At 65.2% G+C, this 24,749-nt stretch carries 29 protein-coding genes; 18 read left to right on the top strand and 11 right to left on the bottom strand.

Going from position 1 to position 24,749, the window contains the following annotated elements; translation table 11 throughout:
• Positions 1-73: 73 nt before the first annotated feature.
• Positions 74-754 (bottom strand): TetR/AcrR family transcriptional regulator, encoded by a 681-nt coding sequence (locus ABEA50_RS24015; protein WP_345498093.1) that lies wholly within the window; start codon positions 752-754, stop codon positions 74-76.
• An 859-nt stretch (positions 755-1,613) separates the two neighbouring features.
• On the opposite strand from ABEA50_RS24015, the gene ABEA50_RS24010 reads away from it, so the two are divergent.
• The 9 genes from ABEA50_RS24010 to ABEA50_RS23970 all read left to right on the top strand — a co-directional run bounded on the left by ABEA50_RS24010 (position 1,614) and on the right by ABEA50_RS23970 (position 9,248).
• On the top strand, positions 1,614-2,345 hold the full coding sequence (locus ABEA50_RS24010; RefSeq protein WP_345498091.1) for a helix-turn-helix domain-containing protein: 732 nt from the start codon (positions 1,614-1,616) through the stop codon (positions 2,343-2,345).
• Positions 2,342-2,746, top strand: coding sequence for a hypothetical protein (locus tag ABEA50_RS24005; protein WP_345498089.1), 405 nt, complete (start codon positions 2,342-2,344; stop codon positions 2,744-2,746). The genes ABEA50_RS24010 and ABEA50_RS24005 overlap by 4 nt, the downstream gene beginning before the upstream one ends.
• Positions 2,747-2,819: 73 nt before the next feature.
• Complete coding sequence (locus tag ABEA50_RS24000) at positions 2,820-3,293, top strand: ImmA/IrrE family metallo-endopeptidase (protein WP_345498088.1); 474 nt, start codon at positions 2,820-2,822, stop codon at positions 3,291-3,293.
• A gap of 20 nt (positions 3,294-3,313) precedes the next feature.
• Entirely contained in the window at positions 3,314-4,255 is a 942-nt protein-coding gene (locus ABEA50_RS23995; RefSeq protein ID WP_345498087.1) for a hypothetical protein, read from the top strand.
• Positions 4,256-4,304: 49 nt separating this feature from the next.
• Complete coding sequence (locus ABEA50_RS23990; RefSeq protein ID WP_345498086.1) at positions 4,305-5,483, top strand: serine hydrolase domain-containing protein; 1,179 nt, start codon at positions 4,305-4,307, stop codon at positions 5,481-5,483.
• Between the two features lie 114 nt (positions 5,484-5,597).
• On the top strand, positions 5,598-6,119 hold the full coding sequence (locus ABEA50_RS23985; protein ID WP_345498085.1) for a hypothetical protein: 522 nt from the start codon (positions 5,598-5,600) through the stop codon (positions 6,117-6,119).
• 287 nt (positions 6,120-6,406) lie between these two features.
• Positions 6,407-6,961 (top strand): copper chaperone PCu(A)C, encoded by a 555-nt coding sequence (locus ABEA50_RS23980; protein WP_345498084.1) that lies wholly within the window; start codon positions 6,407-6,409, stop codon positions 6,959-6,961.
• Entirely contained in the window at positions 6,954-8,171 is a 1,218-nt protein-coding gene (locus ABEA50_RS23975; RefSeq protein WP_345498082.1) for a Dyp-type peroxidase, read from the top strand. The genes ABEA50_RS23980 and ABEA50_RS23975 overlap by 8 nt, the downstream gene beginning before the upstream one ends.
• Before the next feature lie 330 nt (positions 8,172-8,501).
• Entirely contained in the window at positions 8,502-9,248 is a 747-nt protein-coding gene (locus ABEA50_RS23970; RefSeq protein WP_345498080.1) for an SDR family NAD(P)-dependent oxidoreductase, read from the top strand.
• Between the two features lie 324 nt (positions 9,249-9,572).
• Here ABEA50_RS23970 and ABEA50_RS23965 read toward each other — a convergent pair whose 3' ends face one another.
• The 3 genes from ABEA50_RS23965 to ABEA50_RS23955 are packed head-to-tail and all read right to left on the bottom strand — an operon-like array spanning position 9,573 to position 12,370.
• Positions 9,573-10,604, bottom strand: coding sequence for a hypothetical protein (locus ABEA50_RS23965; RefSeq protein ID WP_345498079.1), 1,032 nt, complete (start codon positions 10,602-10,604; stop codon positions 9,573-9,575).
• 52 nt (positions 10,605-10,656) lie between these two features.
• Positions 10,657-11,109 (bottom strand): VOC family protein, encoded by a 453-nt coding sequence (locus ABEA50_RS23960; protein WP_345498078.1) that lies wholly within the window; start codon positions 11,107-11,109, stop codon positions 10,657-10,659.
• 31 nt (positions 11,110-11,140) lie between these two features.
• On the bottom strand, positions 11,141-12,370 hold the full coding sequence (locus tag ABEA50_RS23955; RefSeq protein WP_345498077.1) for an FAD-dependent monooxygenase: 1,230 nt from the start codon (positions 12,368-12,370) through the stop codon (positions 11,141-11,143).
• A 224-nt stretch (positions 12,371-12,594) separates the two neighbouring features.
• Between ABEA50_RS23955 and ABEA50_RS23950 the strand changes: the two genes are divergently transcribed.
• Positions 12,595-13,533: a TetR/AcrR family transcriptional regulator C-terminal domain-containing protein gene (locus tag ABEA50_RS23950; protein WP_345498076.1), complete on the top strand. Its 939-nt coding sequence runs from the start codon at positions 12,595-12,597 to the stop codon at positions 13,531-13,533.
• A gap of 81 nt (positions 13,534-13,614) precedes the next feature.
• Here ABEA50_RS23950 and ABEA50_RS23945 read toward each other — a convergent pair whose 3' ends face one another.
• On the bottom strand, positions 13,615-14,481 hold the full coding sequence (locus ABEA50_RS23945; protein WP_345498075.1) for a polysaccharide deacetylase family protein: 867 nt from the start codon (positions 14,479-14,481) through the stop codon (positions 13,615-13,617).
• Between the two features lie 75 nt (positions 14,482-14,556).
• Here ABEA50_RS23945 and ABEA50_RS23940 point away from each other — a divergent pair, with 75 nt between their 5' ends.
• The 3 genes from ABEA50_RS23940 to ABEA50_RS23930 all read left to right on the top strand — a co-directional run bounded on the left by ABEA50_RS23940 (position 14,557) and on the right by ABEA50_RS23930 (position 16,906).
• Positions 14,557-14,961, top strand: coding sequence for a MerR family transcriptional regulator (locus ABEA50_RS23940; RefSeq protein ID WP_345498074.1), 405 nt, complete (start codon positions 14,557-14,559; stop codon positions 14,959-14,961).
• Between the two features lie 887 nt (positions 14,962-15,848).
• Positions 15,849-16,454, top strand: a complete 606-nt coding sequence (locus ABEA50_RS23935; protein WP_345498073.1) for an XRE family transcriptional regulator — start codon at positions 15,849-15,851, stop codon at positions 16,452-16,454.
• 77 nt (positions 16,455-16,531) lie between these two features.
• Positions 16,532-16,906: a hypothetical protein gene (locus ABEA50_RS23930; RefSeq protein WP_345498072.1), complete on the top strand. Its 375-nt coding sequence runs from the start codon at positions 16,532-16,534 to the stop codon at positions 16,904-16,906.
• A gap of 60 nt (positions 16,907-16,966) precedes the next feature.
• Here ABEA50_RS23930 and ABEA50_RS23925 read toward each other — a convergent pair whose 3' ends face one another.
• Positions 16,967-17,524 carry an NUDIX domain-containing protein gene (locus ABEA50_RS23925; protein WP_345498071.1) on the bottom strand — a complete coding sequence of 186 codons (558 nt, stop codon included), beginning with the start codon at positions 17,522-17,524 and terminating at the stop codon, positions 16,967-16,969.
• A 245-nt stretch (positions 17,525-17,769) separates the two neighbouring features.
• Here ABEA50_RS23925 and arfB point away from each other — a divergent pair, with 245 nt between their 5' ends.
• A complete protein-coding gene (arfB, locus tag ABEA50_RS23920; RefSeq protein ID WP_345498070.1) occupies positions 17,770-18,198 on the top strand; it encodes an alternative ribosome rescue aminoacyl-tRNA hydrolase ArfB in 429 nt (142 codons plus the stop codon).
• A gap of 55 nt (positions 18,199-18,253) precedes the next feature.
• Here arfB and ABEA50_RS23915 read toward each other — a convergent pair whose 3' ends face one another.
• Complete coding sequence (locus ABEA50_RS23915) at positions 18,254-18,634, bottom strand: winged helix-turn-helix transcriptional regulator (protein WP_345498069.1); 381 nt, start codon at positions 18,632-18,634, stop codon at positions 18,254-18,256.
• Between the two features lie 77 nt (positions 18,635-18,711).
• Here ABEA50_RS23915 and ABEA50_RS23910 point away from each other — a divergent pair, with 77 nt between their 5' ends.
• A complete protein-coding gene (locus ABEA50_RS23910; RefSeq protein WP_345498068.1) occupies positions 18,712-19,122 on the top strand; it encodes a RidA family protein in 411 nt (136 codons plus the stop codon).
• A gap of 408 nt (positions 19,123-19,530) precedes the next feature.
• On the opposite strand, the gene ABEA50_RS23905 is transcribed toward ABEA50_RS23910, so the two are convergent.
• Together ABEA50_RS23905 and ABEA50_RS23900 are read right to left on the bottom strand one after the other, a co-directional pair.
• Positions 19,531-19,827 carry a putative quinol monooxygenase gene (locus tag ABEA50_RS23905; protein WP_345498067.1) on the bottom strand — a complete coding sequence of 99 codons (297 nt, stop codon included), beginning with the start codon at positions 19,825-19,827 and terminating at the stop codon, positions 19,531-19,533.
• The gene (locus ABEA50_RS23900; RefSeq protein WP_345498065.1) at positions 19,824-20,495 is read right to left on the bottom strand and encodes a class I SAM-dependent DNA methyltransferase; all 672 of its coding nucleotides are present in this window, start codon (positions 20,493-20,495) and stop codon (positions 19,824-19,826) included. Before ABEA50_RS23900 ends, ABEA50_RS23905 begins: the two co-directional genes overlap by 4 nt.
• Before the next feature lie 244 nt (positions 20,496-20,739).
• Between ABEA50_RS23900 and ABEA50_RS23895 the strand changes: the two genes are divergently transcribed.
• On the top strand, positions 20,740-21,156 hold the full coding sequence (locus ABEA50_RS23895) for a hypothetical protein (RefSeq protein WP_345498064.1): 417 nt from the start codon (positions 20,740-20,742) through the stop codon (positions 21,154-21,156).
• A 56-nt stretch (positions 21,157-21,212) separates the two neighbouring features.
• On the opposite strand, the gene ABEA50_RS23890 is transcribed toward ABEA50_RS23895, so the two are convergent.
• Positions 21,213-21,821 (bottom strand): NAD(P)H-dependent oxidoreductase, encoded by a 609-nt coding sequence (locus ABEA50_RS23890; protein ID WP_345498063.1) that lies wholly within the window; start codon positions 21,819-21,821, stop codon positions 21,213-21,215.
• Positions 21,822-21,897: 76 nt separating this feature from the next.
• On the opposite strand from ABEA50_RS23890, the gene ABEA50_RS23885 reads away from it, so the two are divergent.
• Together ABEA50_RS23885 and ABEA50_RS23880 are read left to right on the top strand one after the other, a co-directional pair.
• On the top strand, positions 21,898-22,476 hold the full coding sequence (locus ABEA50_RS23885; protein ID WP_345498061.1) for a TetR/AcrR family transcriptional regulator: 579 nt from the start codon (positions 21,898-21,900) through the stop codon (positions 22,474-22,476).
• 654 nt (positions 22,477-23,130) lie between these two features.
• Positions 23,131-24,171, top strand: coding sequence for a LacI family DNA-binding transcriptional regulator (locus ABEA50_RS23880; RefSeq protein WP_345498059.1), 1,041 nt, complete (start codon positions 23,131-23,133; stop codon positions 24,169-24,171).
• Positions 24,172-24,246: 75 nt separating this feature from the next.
• Here the strand turns inward: ABEA50_RS23880 and ABEA50_RS23875 are convergent, their stop codons facing one another.
• Positions 24,247-24,747 carry a hypothetical protein gene (locus tag ABEA50_RS23875; RefSeq protein WP_345498058.1) on the bottom strand — a complete coding sequence of 167 codons (501 nt, stop codon included), beginning with the start codon at positions 24,745-24,747 and terminating at the stop codon, positions 24,247-24,249.
• Between the last annotated feature and the right edge of the window lie 2 nt (positions 24,748-24,749).

Raw genomic sequence — 24,749 nt, 5'->3', positions numbered from 1 at the left:
ATAAGCCAAGCGAATGCTCGATAGTGTGGCTTGCGCCACTAATCGGTGTCAATAGTTGCCGCGCGATCGCTCCTTAGTCCTCGCGCAGTGAGTCGGATAACTCCGCCAGTCGGCGCTCGATCTTGTCGAGCCGGTCGACGATCGATCGAGCGTCGATGCCGTGACCGTTGTCGGCGCGCGCGCCCGGCGCCGCCCCGCCGTCGATGAAGGCCGCCACCACGGTGTCGGTCACCTCCTCGTGCCGGTCGGACAGATGTTCCCGGTGGTAGCGGATCGACCACCACACGCCTTCGCGAAGCATCCGCGCGAATTCGACCGGATCGAGGTCGGCGCGTAGTTCTCCGCAGTCGCTCGCCCTGGTTGCCGCGGCGATCCAGAACGTGTGTGCTTCGCGTACGGCCGTCGCGATCTCGGCGGGGCCGGTCGGCCCGTGATAGGCCCGCTCGTTCTGGTAGATCTCGGTTGCGTACGGGTGCGCTTCGGCAATCTCGATCGACGAATGCACCAGGGCCCGCAGCTCTTCGCGCATCCCGTTGACATGGGGCAACACCGAGCGATAGCGAGTATTCAGATCGGTCAGGAAGTCGTTCAGTATCGCGAAGGCGATCGCGTCCTTGGACGGAAAATGGTGGTAGAGGCTGCCCGACAGCATCCCGACTCCCTCGGCGATGTCGCGAACGCTGGTCCCCGCCACTCCATGCTCGACGAAGAGCCTGGCGGCTACGCGCTTGATCTGGTCCCGGCGGTTACCCATTCGCCAATGCTTACAGCGGCGGTGCCCGCGTTGTCACGCGCCAGCCGTGTTTGCGTGGTTCACCGATCGCGCTCTCGATGTGGACACCGACCACAACACAGTTCACTACAGCCGGTAGTAGGGCGTACTCTGCATCCATGAATCCGGATGCGCCCGCAGTAGTGCGTGGTGTGTCGGTGGGGGTGCTGTCGGCGGGGGTGACTGCCGTGGCGCATGCCGCGGGTGGCGGGTCGTCGCCGAAGGACAACCGGCTTCGCGTCGGGCACACAGCATTCGACCTCGCGGTAGGCATGTCGTCATCGCGGAGACAGGTCTGACCGCATCATCCGAGCGTCATTCGCGCCTGTCGTGATCGCGCCGACTTCAGTGAATTCCACTCCATGAGACCGTTCCGGAATCGAAACCAGCACAACGTCATTCGACACGACACAACGGCGTCACCGACGCATATCGCATGAGCGACAGCCGGATTCGGCTGCGGTGCGGGCTTCCCTTCGTCGTTCAACCGCGAAACGTGACTATTGGCAATCCAATCGGGGCGCGTAATGCTCCGTACCCCTTCACCGGCCACGTAGATGTCGTCTCCCCTCCTGTCGACATATGTGCCCGTGGCCGGTGCCCCCCATCCTTCATCGGCCTCTTGACGGCAGCATCGGTGGCGCGGCGATGGCCGGGACCGACGCGTGCGCGTGGAGGCATCGTGAAAATATCATGATGTCCTTAACTGTGCAGTGTGACGCTTTGAAGTGGATACGCAAGTATCGTGAGTTCTCTGTGAAGTCTCGGGCATGTGTCCACGACAGTGTGATTCTCGACAGAGGGGAAGTGCAACGACGGTGCCTCGCATAGGGTTCGACGGGTGGTGACTCGGGTTCTGCAAGAGCGTTTCGGCCGGATCGTGGCCGGGCGACGAGACGCGCTCGGGTTGACTCGGCCGCAAGTGCGCGCCGCGGGTGGACCTTCGGTGTCCACGGTGGCGCGCGCCGAGAACCCGGTATCCGGGACGGCGCCCCCGAGCCCGAACACGTTGAAGCAGCTCGATCTCGCGCTCCGATGGACTGAAGGTAGCGCGGCGAAAGCACTGCACGGGGGCGTGCCGCTCGAGCTCGCCGAGCCGACAGTGGAGGCGAGAAGTGCTCAGCGATCATCGATTACGGATGAGCGAGACCCGCTGAGTTTCCGGGTGGTCGAGGTGGATATCTCGGTTGTAGACGCTCTGATCGCTGCCGCCGACCGGGCTTTCGAGCTGTGCGACCGCGTCGATCTCCCCGCTGCCGCCCAGGAGTCCGCGAGTTCGGTGCGCGAACAGCTAGGCAGGGCGGTGGGTCGGCTCGTCGCCGCGCAGGCAACCGAAGTACTCGAGCGCGCCGGCGGACCGGAGAATGAATTACCCAGGAACATCGAGCGACTCATCGGGGCGCTCCTGGCGACGTCGCCGACCGCATCGGGAGCCGAGCGAGGCGACCAGCAGTACCGACGTTGGCTCGCTCGCCGAGCGACCGATCTTCCTCCCGAACTGGAGGCCTGCTTCAGGCGACGTTTCCGGTCTAAGCTGGACCGAATCAATTCGACCGAGGGGGAAGACTGGTGAGCCAGACCAGCCGGGCGGTGCCGTTGGAGAAGCGAGTGAACCTACTCTTCGCCACCGTCATCGATGGTTCCGGCGCCGAGGTCACCGTGGCGACGGTGGCTGCCGCGCTCGCCGAATCCTTGGACCGCATGGTACCGATCGAAGACATCGAGGCATTACGGCGACCATCCTCGGTGCGACCGAGCGCGAACCTGCTCGCAGCGCTGGCGTCCTACTTCGATATGCCGGAAAGTTTTCTGTCCGACGACCCTGCCGAGTACTACAGTCCGTTTCTGCAACTGAGCCTGCTGGTGTTGCAGCGCGATAAGCGAATCCCTTTCGTCGCGCTGCGACCGAGCGCGGATTCGTTGGGCGACAGCGCGGTACAGGAATTGACAAAGTATCTTGAATCTCTGGGCTAGCGATGGTGGAGATCCGGATCGAGCCGTCGCGGAGAGAGCCATTGCGAATCTGACGCTTCGTCGTCCGTGGTCGATGCCGCGCTTCGTCGCGGAGCTGAGTCTGCGACGTGAGCGGCCGATCGAGATCATCGAGGGTCTCGGTGACTACGAGAGCATCGATTTCTCCGGTATTTGGATTCCGTTGCCTGAGAAGGATGTCATTCGACACCGTGCGGAGGTGAGTGCGGTCGAGCGGGATGGGATCATCGCCCACGAGCTCGGTCATATCGTGCTCGGCCACGAAATTTCACCCGAAGACCGGCTCGCCTATTTCACACGCACCGCACCCGCGGTGCCGAGCGCGGTGATCACCCGATTGTTGGATCAGCAGGCCTGTCTGCGTTCCAATTTCGATCTGCCGCTGGAACGTCAGGCGGAATGGTTCGCCACCCTACTGATGGAGGCCGCCGAGGTGCTCAGCCGTCCGTTGTTCGGAGACAGGGTGCTCACGCCGCGCCAGCGGTTGATGCTGGAGCGGGCCGCGGCGACCTTCGGCTGGGCGATGTGAAGGTCGGTATTGCCGCGCTCGTGCCTCTCGTTCTGCTAGTGCTCGCGGCCGAACGCATCTGGACCGGCACCCGCAAAGGGGCAAGTCGATCGACTGGACTGGACAATCCGTTCACTCAGATCCTGTTGACGCTCGGCTTGGCGAAACTCTGCCGGGTTCCTTACATTACCGACGATCTCCTCAGTCCTCAGTTACAACGACTGACAGGCGTTGCGAACCTGTTGACCCTGGCTGGCATGACGTTCGGGGCGTTGTCCGCCATACCGGTGCTCGCGTTCAGCTCCTACATCACCGGGCGGAACCTGTCGGCGCGAATTCAGGTTGTCGCGGCCGGAGTGGTCGTCATGGTGATGGTCGGCACGTATCTCCCGTCGCCGATGGCGCGCGAAGCTGTGCCATTCCTGCAGAATCACTTCGCCGTGACCGGCGCGGTGTTGCCATACTGGATCGCGTTCATCGCGCCGCTGACACTCAGCACGCTCGTCGGATTCGCCTATACCGTCCGCGAACTGGTGTGGGTGCGCCGTGGGCCGTTCGCACGGGCACTGGCGGGCGTGGTGGTCGCCTATCTGCTCGGGTTCGCGTACTGCGCTTTCAATGTGGCGAACCTCGTTGGCAACTACACTGGCACCGACTCTTTCGTTGTGCGCAACTCCGAGATCATCGAGAACTCACTGGGTTTGGCGTCCTTGGCCGCTGCGGGATTCTCCGCCGCGACCTACGCGTGGCACATCTTGCGCGACCGAGCGCGTCGGTACCGACTACTGCGCCGCCACGGCCGAACCTGGCTGGAGGCGCGCAAGGTCAGCCCGGAAGTGGTGTTGGACAAGTCCTACCATTTTCGGCCGACTCGGCGGGCCTGTTGGAGCGCGGCCCGTTCCGCCCAAGCCGCCTACCGCCTTCAGATGGAACTCGCCGACCACAAGCACCAAGCGGCGAGGCAGCTGAGGGTGCTGCGATAAGCGCAAGACCGTGATGAGCGCAAACCATGTCGAGAAGGGTTTTGGAGTGGTGGATGGATTTGTCGCGTCGGGGTTCGAGGCCGTGCGTAGTGCGTTCGCGGACGGGCAGACTACCGATGAAGGTGGCGCCCAGCTGTGTGTGTATCGGGACGGTGCGGTCGTCGTCGACTTGTGGACGGGTGGCGACCCAGTCTCGGGAAAGGACTGGGACGGCGAATCGCTGGCCGTGCAGATGTCGGTCTCCAAAGGGGTGACCGCGACGTGTGCGCACATTCTGGTCGATCGGGGACAGCTCGCGCTCGACGCCCCAGTTCAGGAGTACTGGCCTGAGTTCGCTGAGGCGGGGAAGGCCGAGGTCACGGTGGCCGAATTGCTGTCGCACCGTGCGGGTCTGTCGAGTTTTGATCCCGGCGCCGGGATCGGCGCGCAGGAATTGACGGACTGGTCGGCGTGCGTGTCCGCATTGGCCGGGATGACACCGTTGTGGAAGCCAGGCACTGCGCTCTACTACCACTCCTTGACCTGGGGTTATCTTGCAGGTGAGCTGATTCGGCGAGTGACAGGTAAGAGCGTCGGCGCCTATCTCGCCGCCGAGATCGCCGATCCGCTCGGGCTGAGCCTGTGGCTCGGTCTGCCGGAAAGTGAAGAGCCGAAGGTAATTCCGCAGTTCCATCGAGACCGGTGGCCGGGCCGGGACGAGGTGGCTGCCGCGCTGAGTGGTGCGGGAATCGACGTCAGCGCGCGCCTGGTGGAGGCGACGCTGGGTACGGTGGCCACGCGGGATGCGGGGATCGACTTGCTCAATACCCGTGCGGGTCACGCGGCAGAGGTCCCCGCGGGAAATGTCATCGCGAACGCGCGCGCACTGGCGCGGATGTACGCGGCGACGATCGGCGAGGTCGACGGTGTGCGCCTGCTTTCGTCGGAGACCGTGGCCGAGGCCCGACAACCGCAAACCGATGGACTCGGTCATCCCGCACCGCTGGACCGGTTGCCGGTGACGCACCGCTTCGCGCAGGGTTACGAGCTGACTCGTCCTGTCAGCCCGATGCTCGGCGAGGGATCGTTCGGACACCTCGGGACGGGGGGCAGGCTTGCCTTCGCCCACCCCGAATCCGGTGTCGCGGTCGGCTACAGCTGCACGAACATGACCGGAACCGACAGTGTCGGCCCCGACCCCCGGTGGTCGCCATGGCTCGCGGCATTGCGCGACGGGCTCGGTCGCTGAAGGTCCGACCGGTGCGGGAGGGGGCGCTCCCCCCGATACGGACTTGGCACAGCCGTCGTCGTCTACGAACCAACACAGTTCACTACAGCCGGTAGTAGGGCGTATTCTGCATCCATGAATCCGGATGCGCCCGCAGTAGTGCGTGGTGTGTCGGTGGGGGTGCTGTCGGCGGGGGTGACTGCCGTGGCGCATGCCGCGGGTGGCGGGTCGGTGCCTTCGGAGGCGGCGGCGCTGCTGTTGCTCACGGTGTGTTCGGCGATGGGGTTCGCGGTCACGGCGATTCCGGGGCGGCGGTTCGCCCGCACCTGGCTGATGGTGGCGCTGGCGACGGCGCAGGGGCTCGGGCATCTGATGTTGTCGGCCGCCGACTGTCACCAGCACGGTGTGCCGACGGATGGTCGGATGCTCGGGGCGCATGTGCTCGCGGTCATCGTCGGCGCGTGTTTGATCCACCGCGCCGAACGTGGTGTGCGCTGGGCGGTCTCGACTCTTCGGCGGGTGCTGCCGCGCCTGGCGACGCTCGTGGTGGACCGCGCGAAGTCGGTCTCCGCGGTGGCGGTACTGCGCGTGGCGCCACGTCCGCGCCTCGTAGACCTTTCCGGTTGGGGAAGGCGCGGTCCACCCGTTTTCGCCTGAGCCCGCATCGCACGCTCGGCCTCGAACGGTTCGAGCGTCAGTGGCATGCGGGACAGATCGTCATCGCCGAAGGGCAACCGGCTTCGCGTCGGGCACACAGCATTCGACCTCGCGGTAGGCACGTCGTCATCGCGGAAACAGGTCTGACCGCATCATCCGAGCGCCATTCGCGCCTGTCGTGATCGCGCCGACTTCGGTGAATTCCACTCCACGAGACCGTTGCGCCCTTGTGCTGCCGCAACGCTCGACTACGCCCGTAGAAAGCGACCATCATGCAGAAATCCATCATGCGAAAGTCATTGCACCGCACCGTTGCCGTGGCATTCGTGTGCACCACTACCGTGCTGTCCTCGGCGTGCTCGAGTACCGAGAAGCCCGCCGCCGTCCGCCAAGCCGATGCGGTGGTCGTGCACGAACAATGGGTGAAGGCGGTGGACTCGGGAATGACCGCGGCCTTCGCCGAACTCGAGAACTCCTCCGACGCCCCCGTCCGCGTGGTCGGCGCCTCCACGCCCGCGTCGAGCAGGATGGAGCTACACGAGATCGTCTCGGGTGATTCCGGTTCGATGGTGATGCGCCCGAAGGAAGGCGGATTCGTGATCCCCGCAGGTGCCAGCCATGTGCTGTCTCCCGGTGGCGATCACCTGATGCTCATGGACGTCACCGCCCCGCTCACGCCGGGGCTGAGCACAGAATTCACCCTCGAATTCGAGGACCATTCCACCGCGACCTTCGCGGCGCAGGTGCGCGATTTCGCCGGGGCGCAAGAGAACTACGAGCCGGGCGGCGGCGACTCGCACGCCGCACACGATGCTCCTTCGGCCCCCGCGCACAGTGGCTGACCGGGAGCGGCTGCGGCAGGGATTGAGTCGACGACGGCTGCTCGGCTCCAGCGCGGCCGTGGTGGGTGTGGCGGGCGCTGCGGGAGTCGGGACCGCGGTCTCCGCCCGCGGCGCTGGCACGAGTGTGACCGGAGCCGACACCGTCGCCTGGGATGGCCCGCGTCAAGCCGGGGTCGCGACCACCGCACAGGCACATGCCATGCTGGTGGGGTTCGACCTGCTGCCCCGGGTCGGGCGAGCTGAGCTGATCGGCATCATGAAGGTCTGGTCCGAGGACATCGGCAGACTCACCCGAGGCCAACCGGCACTGGCCGACACCGAACCCGAACTCGCCGTGTCTCCGGCAAGATTGACGGTCACCGTCGGGTATGGACCCGGTGTTTTCCGTGCGATCGGAAAACCGGACTCGGCACCGTCCTGGCTGAAACCGTTGCCGTCCTTCGCGATCGACCGGTTGGACCCGGCTTTCACCGGGGGCGATCTGGTGCTGCAGGTGTGCTCGGACGACCCGGTGACCGTCGCGCATGCTGTGCGGGTGCTGTCGAAAAATGTTCGCTCACTGGTCTCGGTGAAATGGACGCAGCGCGGTTTTCGTCGTTCCCAGGGGACCGAGGCGCCGGGGACCACGATGCGCAATCTGATGGGTCAGGTGGACGGGACGAACAACCCGGTGCCGGACACCTCGGATTTCGACGCGCTGGTGTGGGACGACGGTGCCGAGCAACCGTGGATGGCCGACGGCACGTCGATGGTGGTGCGGCGTATCAGGATCGAGCTCGATACCTGGGATGAACTCGACCGACCAGGTCGCGAGGTCACTCTGGGGCGCGCGCTCGACACCGGAGCGCCGCTGAGCGGCACCCGCGAAACCGACGACCCCGATTTCGCGGTCACCGACCGCAATGGCATCCCGCTGATCGCGCCGAGCGCGCATATCGCACGTGCTCATCACGCGCACGAGGGTGAGCGGATCTTTCGTCGTGTCTACAACTACGACGACCCGCCGCCACCAGGATCGGTCTCGAATTCGGGGCTGCTGTTCGTGTCCTATCAGCGGGACGTGAACCGCCAGTATCTGCCGATCCAGCAGCGACTCGACGAGTTCGACGCGTTGAACCAATGGACGACCCCGGTCGGTTCGGCGGTCTTCGCCGTCGTTCCGGGTATCGGGTCGGGCAGTTATCTCGGCGAAGGGTTGTTATCCGGCTGACGGCGTCGGATCACGTTCGGCAGTCGGTGTGGGTCGGGTGATTCGCCGCGCACACCGACTGCCGCCGGTCATGGCGTCGTCCCGCGACCGGACGTTGCCGGCGAACGGCGAGGTGAATCGGCCTTCCCAGACGCGCACCGGGCGGGTGCCGGTGCCCGATCCACCGCATAGGGTGGCTTGCTCGGCCGTTTTCGGCACGTTCACTGCGAAGGAGAACAGCGTGATGTCCGCTCGCCCGGCTGTAATTCCGACAACCCCGGACGGTGGTTCGGCGGTGGTCCCTCGATTGCGCGGGGTTTCGCGGGCGGGCACGCGATGAGGCGGGTGTTGGTGACAGGGGCGTCGAAAGGAATCGGGCGGGCCGTCGCGGTGGCCTTCGCCGAGCGGGGCGATCGCGTGGCGGTGCATTACGTGCGAGACGCCGAGGGGGCCGAGCGGACTCGTACGCTGCTGCCGGGCGAGGGTCATGTGGTTGTCCGCGCGGACCTGGGCGAGCAGGAGGCGGCGCCGCAGATGACGGCGGAGGTCGTGCGCTCGCTGGGCGGTATCGACGTGCTGGTGAACAATGCCGGTGTCGCGCCGTCCCCGGCCAACCGGCATACCGTCACCGAGACGGATCTTCCGGATTGGCAACGGGTTTGGCGTCACATGATCGATGTCAATCTGCTCGGAGCCGCGGCGCTGACGCATCAGGTCGCACGTCACTTCATCGACCGAAGCGCGTCGGGACGAGTCATCATGATCGGTTCCCGCGGTGCCTTCCGCGGCGAACCCGAGTTCCCCGCCTACGCGGCGAGCAAAGCGGCCCTGCATGCCTTCGCCCAGTCGATGGCGGTGGCATTGGCCCCGCACGACATCGCCGTGACCGCCGTGGCGCCGGGTTTCGTCGGCACCGAACGACAAGCGGAGAAACTGGCTGGCCCCGACGGCGAAACCGTCCGCGCTCAAAGCCCTTTCGGTCGCGTCGGCACTCCCGAGGAGGTAGCGGCAGCCGTACTGTATCTGGCGTCGCCGGAGGCGACCTGGGCTGCGGGGACCGTCCTCGACCTGAACGGCGCTTCGCACCTGCGTACGTGATTGCGGCACCCACCGAGGGCGCGTTCTCCGGATAGCGACCAGTGCGTATACCCGACGGCCACACGCATGGACCCCGTGGGTGTCGGCGGTCAGTACCTTGCGCGCGATGAGGATCAGGTGATCTCCTTGGTCGGTCCTCCCATCCCGCATGGCCGCATCAAGACCGCCGGGTGTGGCGTGACCGCTGGTGTCGACGTCGCCGAAAAATACGGACAGTGGCCGTTATCGCGACGCCTTCGGAGATGCCCGGCGCCGCATTGGCCGACCAATTGGCCGCGCGGGGAATCTGTGCGAGTTCAGCGGGCTGGTCGCGCGGGGGTGCGTTCACGCCTCGCCGAGGATGGACCGCTCGTCGCGCGCTCGCCGCTCGAGCCGTCGCGCCAGCAGCACGAGCGCGACCACCTCCAGGGCGATGGTCGCCGCGCCGATGAGTGCGGTGGTCACCGAGGCGGGCATCATGAACGCGGTGTGGCCGACGAGGATGCCGCCGACCAGCAGGACTCGGTGCCGGTTGTCCCAGTCCTGCGCGGCCCGCCAGCCCAGCACCGTCCATGCGAAGGCGAGCGCGAGCACGGCGGCGACGATCAGCGGCATCGTCAGCGGAACGCGGTCGCCGAAAACGGAATTCGGCCGGAGCCCCGGTGGTAGCAGTAATATCAGGAACGCGAATGTCGACATTCCCGCGGCAACTCCCACGACAGCTGGTTTCGGAACAGATACCGCCGGGGCGGGACCGCGCAGATCGCGACGCGGAAGCACCCGCAGTGCGACGAATACCAGCGCCGCGATCCCGAGGAGGAACGTCACGGTCCATCCCCACGGGGTCCGGTAACCGGGATCCTCGGTCGCCGAGATCACAACGCGCAGTCCGAACACCCCGAGCACCGCCAGCACGCCGACACCCACCAGGCCGGGGGTTCGCAGGTACGGGCGACCGCGCTGCGCGGGAAAGAGCAAGCCGGTCAACATGATCGGGATGAGCACACTGAACACCACGTGTACGCCGATCTGAGATTCCCAGTAGGTCCAATTCACACCCAGTGCGCGCCAACCCCAGTCGGCCGAGCCATACATATCCGGGCTCGTCAGCGCCTGCAACCCGAGCCCGTCCTCGGCCAATTGGTAAGCGAGACCGAGCAATACCAAACTCGGCCATTTCGCATCCACGCGGACGGCGGCCTCGCGGATCACGAGCACCCCCGCCCCGTACATCACCATCAGTAGGGGGAGCAGCAGCCACGTGACCGGCACCGCGACGGCGGTGAAGGTGAGTTCGGCGCAGAGCGTCGTCAGCAGTACCAACGTCCACGCGGCGCGTAACCGTCCTCGGTGAGGTCGAGCACTGTGGTCGGACATGGTTGTTTCTCCGGGGTCGTGTGGAAGATTCGGCGGCGTGCGGTACGGCGGGTCATCGGTCGCGTGCGTCGATCAAGCCCTGGAGCTCGATCTTCTTCATGCCGTGCATGGCGTTCAGGATCCGCTCGGCCGCAGCGGGTTCGGTGTCGTCGAGCAGTTGACGCAGGGCCTTCGGATAAATCTGCCAGGTAACGCCGAACCGGTCGGTCAAGGAGCCGCCCGGCCCCTCCTGTCCGCCCAGGGTGAGGGCGGACCATAGCGTGTCCACTTCCTGTTGCGTCTCGCAGTCGACATAGAGTGAAATCGCCGGGGTGAGCGGGAATTCCAGTTCGCCGTTGTAGGTGATGTAGCGCTGTCCGGCCAGCTCGAAGGTGACGGTCGTGACCTTGCCTTCGATGCCGCGCTGCCGGTCGAGGATCTTCGCGTCCGGGAAGATCCCGACGTAGTAGTCGGCGGCTTCCTCGGCTCGGCCGTCGTTGAAGTATAGGAACGTACTTGTTTGCATTGTTGCTCGCCTATCTATCGGTAATCGGTAATCAGTGGCGTGTCAGGGTGCGGTAGTCCTCGAGCTCGACGGTGTTGGCCACCTTCTCCATGCCTCGGGCGACCAGCCGTTTCGGCAGGTACGGCAGCACCCGCACGGATTGGTTGCGCAGCCAGAGTTGCGCCGAAGAGTCCGGCATCAGACCTCCGTCGCCGGAGGAGCGCGCGAATTCCTGTGCCCGGTCGACGAATTGGCGCATCTTGCGTTCGTAGCTTGCGAACGCGTAGTGGTGGCCGCCGTCGGCGGCGGCGAGTTCACCGGCGAGAACGTAGGCGCCGACCAGTGCCAGGCTGGTGCCGATACCCGACATCGGTGAGGCGCAGTAGGCCGAGTCGCCGAGCAAGACGGTGCGACGATTGGCCCAGTTGTCCACTTGAACCTGGAGCACCCGGTCGAAGTAGAAGTCGGGTGCGCGCCAAATGCCCGCAAGCATTTGCGGGATCTCCCAGCCCTCGCCCGCGAACGCCTCGAGCACGATCCGCTTCTGGGTATCGACGTCGTCGCGGTCGTAGTCCAGGGGTTCGGAGCGTAAGAAGAACGCCGCCAACGCTTTACCCGGCTCGGGCTGTGGGTAGAGGCCCGCCGTCCTGCCCGGCTTCCCGTCGCGGGCGGGCATCGTATACATCAACTGCCAGCCGTCGTGGTCGACCGAGGTGGTGGCCGAATACAGCGACAGGTAGCAGCCGAGATCGTGCAGATACCGCTCGTCCGGGCCGAACACGAGTCGTCGCACGGTCGAGCGCACGCCGTCGGCGCCCACCAGCAGATCGAACCGCCGGGATTCGCCGGTCTCGAAGGTGACGTTCACGCCGTCTTCGTCCTGGTCGACCGCCGTGATCGAGTCGTCGAAGAGGTACTCGACGTCGTCGCGGGTGGTGTCGTGCAGGATGCGGGCCAAGTCGGTGCGCCGGATCGCGTATTCGGCGATGGGACCGCCGGAGTCGCCGAACACCTCGGTGCTCAGCGTCGCCACGCGCTTGTTCTCGCGGTCGACGAACGCCATCCCGCGCGCCCCCGTGTGCGCCGCCTTGACCTGGGGGATGATGCCTGTGCGTTCGGCCACTTCGCGTGCGGTGCCGCGGATGTCGACGGCGTGACCGCCGGTGCGCGGGCCTGGTGCGCGTTCCACCACGGTGGGGTGGAAGCCGTACCGGTGTAGCCAGTACGCGAGGGTGGGCCCCGCGATTCCGGCACCGGATATCAAAATGCTCCGGTTGTTCATGTGTTCTCCTGATCGAGTCGGCGCGTGCTCGGTGCTCATTCAGCCGGGCATGCGACGGATATCTGCGCATCGCAATCTTGCGTACGGCGTATTTGATTCAGGGACCACGGTAACCAAATGAGCTGTCAGTGACCATCTGTCTAGGAGAAAAGTGCACTAGTTCGTCCCGAAAATGACCTAGTACACTTGGGGTAGTAACGACCGTATCGATCGATCGGAGTCCTATGTCGCCGCCGCGTCCGGACGCGCCCTATCGCGCGATCGCCGAGGAGATTCGTGCGCGAATCGTCGCCGGCGAGCTGCGACCGGGCGATCGCGTCCCGTCCATTCGGCAGATCGCGCAGCGCTGGGGAGTGGCGATGGCGACGGCCACCAGGGTGACGGCGGCGCTTCGAGAGGACGGGCTTGTCGAGGCGAGGGTCGGCGCGGGGACGGTGGTCAGCGCGCGCAGTCACCGCAAGCAGCCCGTCGACGCGCCAGGTCGCGGGTTCTCCGATCAGGCGGCACACCGGCATCTGCTGCGCAACGCCATCGCGATCGCCGATGTCGAGGGCTTGGACGCGGTATCCATGCGACGGCTCGCGGCCGAGCTCGGTATCGGCCCGATGTCGCTGTACCGGCACGTCGCGAACAAAGAGGAACTGTTGACCCAGATGGCCGACGAGGCCTTCGGGGAACTCGACCTGCCCGAATCAGGGTCACGAGGGTGGCGCGGCGACCTCGAACTGATCGCGCGACGGGACTGGGAGCTGTGTCGACGTCACCTCTGGTTGGCCAGGGTCGTTTCGTTCACCCGGCCCTTGCTCGCACCCAACATGATGGCGCATACGGAATGGACTTTGCGCGCACTCGACGGACTCGGACTTTCCATGGCTGTGCGGATGCGTGAAGCGCTCACACTGCACTCGCTCGTGCTCACCGCCGCGCTGTCGGTGGCCGAAGAGGCCGAGGCGGAACAGAGCACCGGTGTCACCCTCGCCGGGTGGCGGGCGGCGCAGCGAACACAGGCGCACAAGGTCCTCGTCAGCGGCCGATTCCCGCTGCTGGCAGCGGTTTCCGAAGATACGACCGCCGACCTGGACGCCCTGTTCGAATACGGTCTCGCCCGCCACCTCGACGGTTTCGCTGCGTTGGTGGGTGAGTCTGCCGTGGGCCGGGCCTGAAACGTACCGATGCGCCGGACCTGACCGGGTCGCCGCTGGCCACGTCGGCACTGCCCTGTGAATCGGCAGTGCATCCAAGAGTTAGTCGGTGGCGAGCACGGTCCTGCGGTAGTGCTCGGCGATCTCGTCGCTGGTGGTGAGCCAGATATCCGGCTGCTCGGCGAGGAAAGCCAATGCTTCGGCGAGATACTTGGCGCGGAACGGCTGGCCGATGACGAACGGATGCAGCGCCAACGCCATCACGCGGCCGCTCTGCTCGGATTCCGAATTCAGTTGCTCGTACTGGTCGCGCACCATTCGCACGAACTCGGGCCCCGTTGTCGGCTTGCCGAAGATAGCTAGGTCGTTGAGCTCGATCGCGTACGGAACGCTCAGCACGCCGGGCACATTCAGTGCGTAGGGCTGGTCGTCATTGGTCCAGTCGAGTACGTAGCGCAAACCGAGTTCGGCCAGCAGTTTCGGTGTGTTCAACGTTTCGGTCAGTCCCGGCCCCATCCATCCCTGCGGACGGGTTCCGGTCGCGGACTCGATCGTCTCGACGATCTCGGTGAGCACCGCGCGCTCCTCGGACTCGGTCAGGTCCGCATGCAGGATCGAATTGGTGCGTCCGTGCGCGAGCCAGGTCCAGTCGCGATCGAGACCGGCCTGGATGATCTGTGGATAATGGTGCACCACTTCGGAATTCAGTAGCACGCTGGGCTTGATGCCGTATCGATCGAGCGTACGGATGGTCCGCCAGATCCCGACCCGTGTGCCGTAGTCACGCCATCCGTAGTTCAGCGCGTCGGGAACCAGGTCGCTCGTGCCCGGCCAGATGCTGGTGGACGGCCGATCGAGGAGGAAGTGCTCGATATTGAGGCCGACGTAGAACGCCACCCGTTTGCCGTCCGGCCACTCGATCCTTGGACGCTCGGTGATAGGGCTGTAGTCGAAGAGTTCGTTCTCCATCTCGCCAGGGTAAAATCTGACATTGGTGTCAGATTCAAGTCCTGTACACCCCCGAGTCCTGTGATCGGAGCCACCATGCGTATCGGTGAACTGTCTCGCCGCACCGGCGTGAGCGAGCGATCCCTGCGCTACTACGAACAACAGGGCCTACTCACCGCCGAACGCACCGGCGGCGGCCATCGCGACTACGCCGAGTGGGCCGTCGACCGCGTGATTCGGATCCAAGAACTCTTCGCCGCCGGTCTGCACAGCAAGAAGATCGCCCACCTACTGCCCTGCATGCGCGACGTCGACGGCGGACCCTCTCGAACGGCCACCCCCAAACTCGTCGACGAACTCGTCATCGAGCGTGCACGGATCGACCGAACGATGAAGGAACTGGCCAACTCTCGCGCGGTGCTCGACGAGGTGATCGAGACGGCTACGCGCGGTAGTCGGTCACGACGAGGTGCCTCGGGCGGTGCGGCTGCTCGACTGTGACCCCCGCGAGGTGAACGTACGCGCCGTAGTCGGTCACGACGAGGTGCGCCTCTGGGCGCATTCCAGCGCTCTGGCTCGGTGCGCCGGACGAGGTCGGTGGGCGGCCGCCAGGAAAGTTCGAGCCCCTGGGTGATCGAGACAAGATCATCGGTGTTTCTCTTTGACGGGGCCGTTGCGGGTGGACCGAAGGCGAACAATCGACACCACGCGGCGGAGCTACTCGCGACCGCCCGCACCCGCATTCACGGATTTCGCGTGCTCCTCGTATTCGGCCGAAGGTTATGCCGAGCTCGCCTCCGGCTCAATACGGATGCCGAGCAACACCCTGGAATCACACTCTGCTGCAATAAGTTCGATCGAGCGTCTGGCGCTGGGACCTGTTGGGTCGGGTCGAGGCGACGGTCTTCCGGATCGACCCGGCGCCGTCTGTGTCGGGTAGCTCGACAGCCAAGCTCGAGCGGCGCACCTGCCGGCGGCTCCAGGCCGGGCGATTGTCGGACTTCAGAGAGGGGCGAGCGACGATGGGGAACGGTGGGTCGTGGGAAGAATCGACCCTGGCCGAGATTCGTAGGTCATATAAAGGTACCCAAGAGGTTCCGAGGACAGTTGAAACGTGGCTGGCAAAGGGGTGGAGGGTCCGAAAGCAGGGGCATGGATACGCACTCTGGCCGCCCGACCCAGGCTTCCGGTGGCGTCCGCCCCCGGCACCATTTGCTCGATTCGACCACACGCCTAAAGGGGATGGAGCGAGTCAGGCTCGGGTACTCGACCGTGCCTGCCGTACTCTTGAGAAAACCATCGCTGAGCTGCGATAATAACGAACTTTAGCTCACTCTTGAGCGCTGTTGTCGATTGACAACAGCGCTGCTGGAGTTGAGTATATATATATGACTGCTCACGAGTTCGAGATCGCGTTTGTGATCGAGGCAGTGGAGGCTGACGATCCCCGCATCGACCAAGTGATGGAGACGCTGCCCGGCACCACGATCAGTGGTGCACTCGGCTTGACGGTGGCGACGACTCTCATCGATGCGCACGCCGCCATCGAGGCGGGCTTGCATGCGGCAAAAGCACTCGCAGCGGCCGGCCTTGCGCCGGTTCGCACTTATCAAGATCTCGTTTCTCGACAGGACATTGCCGACCGCCTGGATGTCTCCCGGCAAGCGGTCGGCAACTGGGTCCGCGGTGAACGCCAAAACTCCTGGCCGTTCCCGGCGCCGATCACCCTGACCTCCGGCGGAGCGTGGCTGTGGACCACTGTCGTTGGCTGGGTTGAAGCGACCGGCGTTGCCGATCTCAGCGAATCGAAGTTGCCTACCCTGGCAGACCATTGCGCCCTCGACGTGATGATCAGGCACGGACTTTCTCACTTCAACGCGTTCTCTCTGCCTGTGCGCGAGCCGTATTACACATCGTCGCGGGCTACTGTCACGGTGAACAACGGCGACGCATATGTCCCGGCGGGTTCCATCGACTACACACCGGCGGCATGAGCGGCACCGCCGGTGCGGCATATACGTACGCAAACGTTTGTGACCTCGTAGACCACGCGGAGCTTACGGATGTGCGCATGTATGAGATCACCGGGCAGCGCATCGGCAGTGAAGAGAGTCGGTTTTCGCTCGAGGTGATAACCCACATCGAGTTGACCGAGATAGAGATCCGTTGTCGGACCGCCGTCGAAGGTGGTGGCGCGCAGTACAAGATCGACGCCGGTGCGGTTTTCTCGGTCGACCCTCCGGGAATCGTTCCACCTGAGGTTGTTCAGGAGTTCGCGGAAAAAGTCGGCGTGATGTCGGTATATCCATATGCCAGATCGGCGATCAGTAATCTCGGCGCTCAACTCGGCGTCGATAGGCCAACGCTGCCGCTACTGCGTGCCGGGGGCGTTCGCCTGAACAATCATGACGCGGTGCCCGAGGAATCTGAGCCCACGCCTGGGTAGTTGTCACCGCGTGCTGCGCCATCTCTCTTGCCCGGCGGCACCATTCCGCGGCCGGTCTGCTCAGGGCAACGCGTCGCCCAGCTTGGTGAGAAATCTTGCCAGGTGGGGGTCGGAGTCCGGCAGCGTGCTCTTGTCGAAATCCCACCAGTGTCCGCCGTCGAATTCGGCTGGGTCCAAGGCGTATTCCAACGCAGAATTGCCGGAAATGACGTGCCAGAACGAGATGTCCACATGTGCGGCGGGGCCGCGTGTTGTGGTTACCGTCAGGAACAAGGGCTCTTCGCCGACCACGGTGAACTGGGGTTCGATCGCGATTTCCTCGACCGCTTCGCGCCGGGCTGCGTCGAGGGGGCGCTCGCCCGGTTCGAGGTGGCCGCCCATCGGGAGCCAAAGGCTGGCCTTACGATGGCGGCCGAGGAAGATCGCGCGGGCGTGCGGGTCTATGAGGGCGACGTAGGACACCAGGTGGGGAGAAGGGGTGGCAGGTTTGACGCGGCGGAAGATGTCGTCGGTTCCCCGTAGCCAGTCGAGTGTCTGCGCGATGTGGCGCTGCTCCAGCACGTCTAAAGGTGCTATGCCAGCGGTGGTTTCGGCGACAGCTGCGGTGGCGGGCTTCACGGGCGCACACGGTAGTGCTTGGCACCGACAACTTGTCAGGGCGTGTCCTCGGCGTTGAAGCGGTTGCGGGCGCTTACGGCCTCGGGTCGGGTGGGGCAGACCGGCTACTCGACCGCGCGGCGGCTCTCGCGCCCTGCTCGATGCCGGTCGACAAGGCGCTATTGTGAACGACAAAGTGACCATCGGTCGCAGCTGGGCCGACGTGGTCGAGGCGACTCGCGAATCGGAGAGAGCGGCGTCGGATCATGGCAGAGGATCTGACTGTGACCCCGGCGCTGGTGATACCCGCGGCCGAGTTGCGCGAACGATTCTCCCGGTCATCCGGTCCGGGAGGGCAGCACGTCAACACCACCGACAGCCGGGTCGAGCTGTCGTTCGACCTCGCCAACTCGCCGTCGGTGCCTGAGCGCCTGCGCACCAGGATGCTCGAACGCCTGGCGAACCGACTGGCCGGCGGGGTGCTCACGATCGCGGCATCGGAGCAACGCGCACAGCTGCAGAACCGCGCCGCCGCCCGCGAACGCCTGGCCTCGTTACTGCGTGAGGCCGCTGCCGTCCCGCCCCCTGTTCGCCGCCCCACCAAGCCCTCGCGCGGTGCGAAGGAACGTCGCATCTCCGCGAAGAAGCGGCGCGGTATCACCAAACGCAACCGCCGCGCTTCCCCCGACGACTAGGCAGCGTTTTGAAAGCCGTTGGTGGGCTGAGTGTTCCGGTGGGTGAATGCGAGAGCTAAGCCATGTCCTCGGCGTCGAAGCGGGCGCGAGCGCGTTCGACCTCGGGCAGGGTGACGGTGGACCAGCGCAGCAGTGCGTCGATGAGATCTTGGAGGGATTTGCCGACGGATGCGACGCGGTATTCGACGGCCACGGGGCGCGTGGCGGTGACGACGCGTTCGACCATGCCGTTGCGTTCCAAACGGCGAAGCGCCGCCGTGAGCGATTTCTGCGTCACGACGGGGATGGCGCGGCGTAGTTCGTTGAAACGCAGCGGGCGCTCGCACAGGCAGTCCAGGATCTGTAGCGACCACTTGTCCAGGACTTGATCGAGCAGTTCGCGGTGCTCTTGGGTGAGCTGTGGGGTGTCGGTGGGGAGAGGCTCGGTTTCCGGCATGAAACCTAGTCTCGTTGAAGTCACCGCGGAATACCAGGTACACATTGGATACCTAGTCGATCAACGAAAGGCGCCTCATGGCAGTGCAGTTGCTCACCCCCGAAGGATTGTTCGCTCCCGTTCCGTACCACCATGTTTCGGTGAGCACGGGCACCCGCCACATTCATGTTGCCGGACAGATCGCCCGCGACGCCGAAGGCAATCCCGTCGCCACCGGTGACCTCACCGGTCAGGTCGCCTACTCACTACGCAGCACCGCCCGCGCCCTCGCGGGTGCGGGCGCCACCTTCGCCGACGTCGCCCGCCTCCGCTTCTTCGTCACCCACTGGACCCCCGACAAGTACGACGCTTTCATCGCGGGCATCGAGGCCGTCAGAGCAGAACTGCGCATCCCGAGTCCGCTACCGCCGGTGTCGGCTATCGGCGTGGACTACTTGTTCGAGCCCGACGTACTTGTCGAGGTAGAGGCATACGCGGTGCTCGACTGAGCTGTAGCGTCCGGAAAGTCGTGGCCACCGCCAACTCTCTGACCTGCTGCTTTTCCGGTTGTCTCACGCAGTGGCCACAGCACCACGCGGCGCAGTCACAGTCCCGATCTCGCCGCCTTCGTGGTGTCCGACGGCAGAACCGAATTTACGAGGCTGAGGTGTGAGCGGCTGTGGTTGGAGCAATGACCGACAAGAATACTGGTCCGTGGATTCGCCTGTCGCAGTGCGAGAGTGGTGCGTTCGATGCGCACGGACGACTCGTCGAGGTGCTGTGTCCGCACTGGGCGTGCCGGGGCTGGGTGTCATCGGTCGATGGGCGGATCGCCAAGCATGGTGGTGCCATCGATGAGCTCTGCCGTTTTCGGAGGTGGGGGTTCTGACGATCGGTTGGTCGAGGGCTGAGAGGTTTCAGCCGATGGTGTGCAACACTGTGGTTCTCGGAGGTTCGCGGAGCACCTGAGTCGCCTCGGACATACCGTTTTCGGCGGCGTCACGCATGTGTGCGTCGAAGGCGGCGGTGTTCTCCCACACCTGGATCGCGTAGAAGGCGCCGGGGTCGTTGCTGTCTTCGTACTCTGTGGAACTGACGAGGCCCGGCTTCGCGGAGGTCTGGATCGCGTGGAGTAATGCGATGCGTGCGTCGTTCTCCTGTCCCGGTTTCGCATGGATCTCGATGAGGACGGTCACGGTGTGCTGGTCGGTCATGGTTGGTTCCCTTCGGAATTGGCGTCAAGGCTGTGGGGTTTGCGAAACAGGAGTTGGGCGCCTTGGAACTGTCGCTCGTTTTCGTGGGGTTCGCGGACCATGCGGCCGACCTCGGTGAAGCCTGCCCCGCGTAGCAGGTCTGCGAGGGTGTCGGGGGACCAGCGGTAGGCGAGGGTGACCTTGTGGTCGAATTCCTGTGGTATCGGGTCGTTTCCGGCGAAGAAGCCGAGGAGTAGGTGGCCGCCGGGGGCCAGGGTGCGGTGGAATTCGGCGAAAACGGTGGGGAGCAGGTGTGGCGGGGTGTGGATGGTGGAGTAGAAGGCGAGGATGCCGCCAAGGTGGGCGTCGGGGAGGTCGAGGGCCGTCATGGAGCCCTCGACGAAATGGAAATCGGGGTGATCGCGGCGGGCCAGGGTGATCATTTCGGGGGATAGGTCGATACCGAAGGTGCTCGGGCCGAGTGCGTTCAGGTACGCGGTGAGATACCCGGGGCCGCAACCGATGTCGGCGATCGGTCCGACATTGTGTGACCGCACGAGTTCGGCGAACGCGGCCAGCATCGCGCGTTCCAACGGGAGGGATTCGAGTGCGTTGCTGAAGAGTTCGGCGTACAGGGTGGCTACGGCGTCGTAGGCGGCCCTGGTTTCGTGCAGCGCGAGTTCGGTCACAAGCGAAACCCTAGTCCGCGGCCGTTGCGAGTCGATGCGCCACCACGATCGACGTTCGGCCGGAGGTGAGCACGTCGATTGCCGCCCGCACCCGTGCTCGAGCCGAGTACCGCACGGTTTCCGTGCCGACCGCCGCAACTGAGCAGGAATGGAGAAGCGCTGGTCACCGGCCTGTCGTTAGCGTGATCTGCACCGAGGTTCGCGCGGCAGGGCGCCGTGGCGCGAGATTGTCCGAGGAGGACAGATGAACTGGAGGGCGTGGGTCCGGCAGACGCACCGGGTCTCGGGGGTGGTCTTCGCGGCGGTGCTCGGTGTCACCGTCGTTGCTTTAGTGCTCCAGGGACCGGCCGGGGTCGCCTATCTGCCGCTGTTGCCACTGGCCGTACTGCTGGTATCCGGGCTCTGTTTATCCGTGTTGTTCGTCGTGGCGTGGCGGCGCGGGCCGCGCCGGTCGGCGGCGTCCTGGCAGCGACGGCTACACCGGTGGGCTGCCGCAGTTTTCGTGCTCACGGTCGTCGCTGCCACGATCGCGTTGTCGCTGCCGACGCCTGTGGTCTGGATTTCCTACCTGCCGTTGTTGCCGTTGTTACTGCTCTTGGTCTCGGGTCTGTCGTTGTTCCTGCGGTCTCGGCGCGTCTCGGTGGTGTCGGTCGAGGCGTGAGATCCGAATGGCGGCGTGCCGATGCCGAGGCGGTGACGGCACGCCGCCGCTCGCGCTCAGACGGCGGCCGTCGCGCTTGTCGCCGCCACCAGGTCGCTGGCGATCTCGCGCACTTCGGCAGCGAGGGTTTCGGTGGACTTGGATTCGGACTCGTAGAGGAACGTCGTCTTGCCGCGCCGGGCGCCGCAATAGTCGAGGACGCCGTGTTCGATCTGGGTGCTGAAGGCTGTGTCGTAGCCGTGGCGGCGCAACAGGTCGGCGTCGCCCGCCGCGATCGGCACCAGGTGGATGGTTTTCCGGTCGAGCTTGCCCAATAGTGTGCCGTCGGGACGTTCGTCGAAGGCCCACCCGTTCACGAACACACGGTCGATCCAGCCTTTGAGCAGCGCTGGCACGGACCACCAGTACATAGGGAACACGAGCACGAGGTGGTCGGCTCGATCCAGCCGCTCCTGTTGCGCGGCGACATCGGGCGGTGTCGGCGCCTCGCCGTGGAACAGCTGGCGATCGGCGAGGGTGAAGCGCGGGTCGAAACCCTCCTGTGCGAGGTCGGCCACTTCGTTCGGGACCCCTGCGGCGGTGAGGGCCGCCGTGATCTCGGCGGTGACGTGATGACTCAGTGAGGTCGGGTCGGGGTTCGAGACGACGACAACGGTCCTGTGCATGGGTGCTCCTGTGGGTCGGAATGTTATATACTATTAGTAACCTACTATTAGTATATAGCGCAAGGGAGGGTTCACGATGGCTCGACCGAGGATGGCGCGCGGCGATCGGCGCGAGCAGCTCGTGGCCGTTTCCTGGTCGTTGGTGCGTACCGAAGGCGCCGACGCGCTCACTCTCGGGCGGTTGGCCGAGTGGGCGGAAGTGTCGAAACCGGTGGTCTACAGCCACTTTTCGTCTCGATCGGACTTGCTTGTCGCGCTATACGACGAATTCGACACCCGACAGGCGGGTGCGCTCGAAGCTGATCTCGCCGAGGCAGAGGTGACGTTGCGTGGCCGCGCGGAGGCGATCGCGCGCTCCTACGTCGGATGCGTGCTGAGGCAGGGGCGGGAACTCGTGGGCATACTCGCGGCGCTGGAGGGCTCGCCCGAACTCGAGAAACTCAAACGAGAATCCGAGCACGCCTACGTCGAGCGTTGCCGGGAGGTATTGGCACCCCTGGTGGATTCCCGAAGCGTGTCGTGGGCGACCATGGTCGCCATCTTCGGTGCGGCGGAAGCGTTGTCACTGGCGGCCGCCGACGCCGCACTATCCGCCGAAGACGCCACGCGCGAACTCGCCGACGTGATCATCGCCGTGGTGGGCAATCCGGCGTGAGGTGGTGCGGCACCGGTGCGGCGGTTCGAGACGGTGCTGGTTCGGTTGACGTGTGCGGGCGCGGTACGGCATTTGCGCGTTTGCCAGTAATGTGCCGGTCGCGCTCGGTAGGTGTAGCCACCGCCCCGCATTCGGTGAACAAGCTGTTTGCCAGGGCGGTGCGCGCAGCGGGTCGCTCCGGCGCGAGAGCGGTCCCTCAGTCCAATCCGATGAACTGCGAGCTTGTCCTGACGGACCGCTGTCGCGCGCTGGCGCGACGGCATCCACGTATTGATGTGGCCGATCACGGGTGATCGGCCACACCCCCCAGCGCATGCCGTTTCGTCTGCCCTGGTCGACGCGTCCTCGTGTGGCGAAGCGGTGCTCCGGTGAGGGTGAAGCCGACCTCGTGTGCCGTGCCGGCACCGCGAACAGACTCGTTGTCGAACTCCTCCGTATGTCGACTGCCGAAGAGTAACCGGTTACGTTCAGATTCACCACTCGAACGGCGGGCGGGTTCCGGCCGCGTGGTTGCGAGGGCTCGGTATGCGGGCATCGGATCAGGAAAAAGCTTGGTCGGTGCGGTAGTAGGTGGCCGAGGTCGGCGACAGTGCGGTGGGTCTCGTGCGGAGGAGGCCGCACGGTGCACGGCGTTACCGGTTACGCTGCGGTGTTGTGAGTAGAGCTCGGTCGGGTGGGGCCAAGGACGCTGCGAAGATCCGGGATATCGCCCGGCTCTCGGGGTACTCCACCGCGTCGGTTTCGCGCGCGCTCAATGGTCGACCCGGTGTTTCCGCGGCCACCCGGGTGGCGATTCTGAAGGTCGCCCGCGCCAACGACTTCATCGGCAACGCGACCGCGAAGGCCTTGTCGACCGGACGTTCCGGGCGGTTGGTGATCACCGTGCCGAGAATCGAGGCCGAGTACTTCGCCAGGATATTGTCCGGCGCCGCGGACGTTCTGCACGCGCAGGGTTTCGCGATCATGCTCGAAACCACCGAATACGACCGCGTTCGGTTGCGCGCCGCCTTCGCCTCCGCGGCGCGAGCGCGGGCCGACGGGATGCTGCTGGTGCTGCCCGCCGACTCGGCACACGGCATCGCGACCCTCGCCGGCTCGAGCCCGCCACTGGTGGTCATCGATCCGGTTGACGCGCTGCCCGACCCGCTGGCCTGGGTGAACTGCTCGCACGCCGCAGGAGCGCGAGTCGGCGCCGAACACCTTGTCGCACTGGGGCACCGACGCATCGGGGTGGTGGCGGGGGAGCGCAGGCTCTTGGCGACGGTCGAACGGTTGCACGGAATCCGCACGGCGTTGCAGGCGGTCGGGTCCGACCTGGACCAGGAACTGATCGCCGACGCGAAGTACGAGCACGCGGACGAAGGTCAGTCCGCGGCCGCCCGACTACTCGCGCACCCACAACCGCCGACGGCGATCTTCGCCCTGAACGATCTGCTCGCGATCGGCGCGATGCGCGCTGCCTTCAGCGCCGGTCTCGCTGTGCCGGGGGATATCTCGGTGATCGGCTTCGACGACCACACGCCCTCGGCCCTGGTCACCCCCGCGCTGACGACCATGCGGCAACCACTGGACCGGATGGGTTCGATGGGCGCCGAATTGCTCATGCGCAGGATCGAAGGAAAATCCAGTGGCGGCATCCATGTCGAGATCCCCACCGAGCTCGTGATCAGGAATTCGACCGCCGTCGTGCGGTGAAGTGGCAGTCGACCTCGTCAGGGCAGACAGGGAGTAACCGGTTACGCGAATGGCCGAGGAACCGTCGTGGTGAACTCAATGCGGAATGGCGATGGCTATGCCCGCGACCACGGCCGGTATCGCGAGGGTCGTGATGAGGGCTTTGGCACTGAGTAGCACCCGGAGGTGGAAGGCGTAATCGCCCCAGCCCTCGGCATTTTCGGTGCCGGGGATCATGACCCAGCGTGGACGCCACGCGCAGACGATCAGCCAGTCGACGATGATCAGATCGATCAGGGCGAACAGGATGTAGGTGGCCAGAGCCATGAGGTAGGCGTGGCCGTAGTGGTGGTCAGGGTTCTGGTGCAGCCAACTCCACGTTGTCGTGCCGACGGCGGCGAGCAAGGCGAGGAGGAACACGGGGCCGAGAACTCGGCCCCGTGCGACTTCGGCGTCATCGAAAGCGGGTAGCGCGGCTCGGATGTCCTCGGGGTAGTCGTGGGCGAATGCCGCACGGCCCCAACGCAAGCTGAACAACAGGATCACTGTGGGAACCAGCAAACACAGTGTGCCCACCACGAATAGGTGCGTCGACATGG

The sequence above is a fragment of the Nocardia callitridis genome, from assembly GCF_039543305.1.
Lineage (GTDB): Bacteria > Actinomycetota > Actinomycetes > Mycobacteriales > Mycobacteriaceae > Nocardia > Nocardia callitridis.
The sequence above is the reverse complement of the archived record's forward strand: the minus strand, read 5'-3'. Positions and strand labels throughout refer to the sequence as shown.

Bases quoted from the DNA above. Each gene is read 5' to 3' on its own strand.
- ABEA50_RS23955 (WP_345498077.1), bottom strand. From the start codon at position 12,370: ATGAACAACCGGAGCATTTTGATATCCGGTGCCGGAATCGCGGGGCCC.
- ABEA50_RS23985 (WP_345498085.1), top strand. From the start codon at position 5,598: ATGAATCCGGATGCGCCCGCAGTAGTGCGTGGTGTGTCGGTGGGGGTG.
- ABEA50_RS23905 (WP_345498067.1), bottom strand. From the start codon at position 19,827: ATGACCGACCAGCACACCGTGACCGTCCTCATCGAGATCCATGCGAAA.
- ABEA50_RS23890 (WP_345498063.1), bottom strand. From the start codon at position 21,821: ATGCACAGGACCGTTGTCGTCGTCTCGAACCCCGACCCGACCTCACTG.
- ABEA50_RS23950 (WP_345498076.1), top strand. From the start codon at position 12,595: ATGTCGCCGCCGCGTCCGGACGCGCCCTATCGCGCGATCGCCGAGGAG.
- ABEA50_RS24000 (WP_345498088.1), top strand. From the start codon at position 2,820: ATGCCGCGCTTCGTCGCGGAGCTGAGTCTGCGACGTGAGCGGCCGATC.
- ABEA50_RS23910 (WP_345498068.1), top strand. From the start codon at position 18,712: ATGGCAGTGCAGTTGCTCACCCCCGAAGGATTGTTCGCTCCCGTTCCG.
- ABEA50_RS23930 (WP_345498072.1), top strand. From the start codon at position 16,532: ATGTATGAGATCACCGGGCAGCGCATCGGCAGTGAAGAGAGTCGGTTT.
- ABEA50_RS23875 (WP_345498058.1), bottom strand. From the start codon at position 24,747: ATGTCGACGCACCTATTCGTGGTGGGCACACTGTGTTTGCTGGTTCCC.
- ABEA50_RS23960 (WP_345498078.1), bottom strand. From the start codon at position 11,109: ATGCAAACAAGTACGTTCCTATACTTCAACGACGGCCGAGCCGAGGAA.
- ABEA50_RS23980 (WP_345498084.1), top strand. From the start codon at position 6,407: ATGCGAAAGTCATTGCACCGCACCGTTGCCGTGGCATTCGTGTGCACC.
- ABEA50_RS23945 (WP_345498075.1), bottom strand. From the start codon at position 14,481: ATGGAGAACGAACTCTTCGACTACAGCCCTATCACCGAGCGTCCAAGG.
- ABEA50_RS24015 (WP_345498093.1), bottom strand. From the start codon at position 754: ATGGGTAACCGCCGGGACCAGATCAAGCGCGTAGCCGCCAGGCTCTTC.
- ABEA50_RS23935 (WP_345498073.1), top strand. From the start codon at position 15,849: ATGACTGCTCACGAGTTCGAGATCGCGTTTGTGATCGAGGCAGTGGAG.
- ABEA50_RS23885 (WP_345498061.1), top strand. From the start codon at position 21,898: ATGGCTCGACCGAGGATGGCGCGCGGCGATCGGCGCGAGCAGCTCGTG.
- ABEA50_RS23940 (WP_345498074.1), top strand. From the start codon at position 14,557: ATGCGTATCGGTGAACTGTCTCGCCGCACCGGCGTGAGCGAGCGATCC.
- arfB (WP_345498070.1), top strand. From the start codon at position 17,770: ATGGCAGAGGATCTGACTGTGACCCCGGCGCTGGTGATACCCGCGGCC.
- ABEA50_RS23895 (WP_345498064.1), top strand. From the start codon at position 20,740: ATGAACTGGAGGGCGTGGGTCCGGCAGACGCACCGGGTCTCGGGGGTG.
- ABEA50_RS23915 (WP_345498069.1), bottom strand. From the start codon at position 18,634: ATGCCGGAAACCGAGCCTCTCCCCACCGACACCCCACAGCTCACCCAA.
- ABEA50_RS23965 (WP_345498079.1), bottom strand. From the start codon at position 10,604: ATGTCCGACCACAGTGCTCGACCTCACCGAGGACGGTTACGCGCCGCG.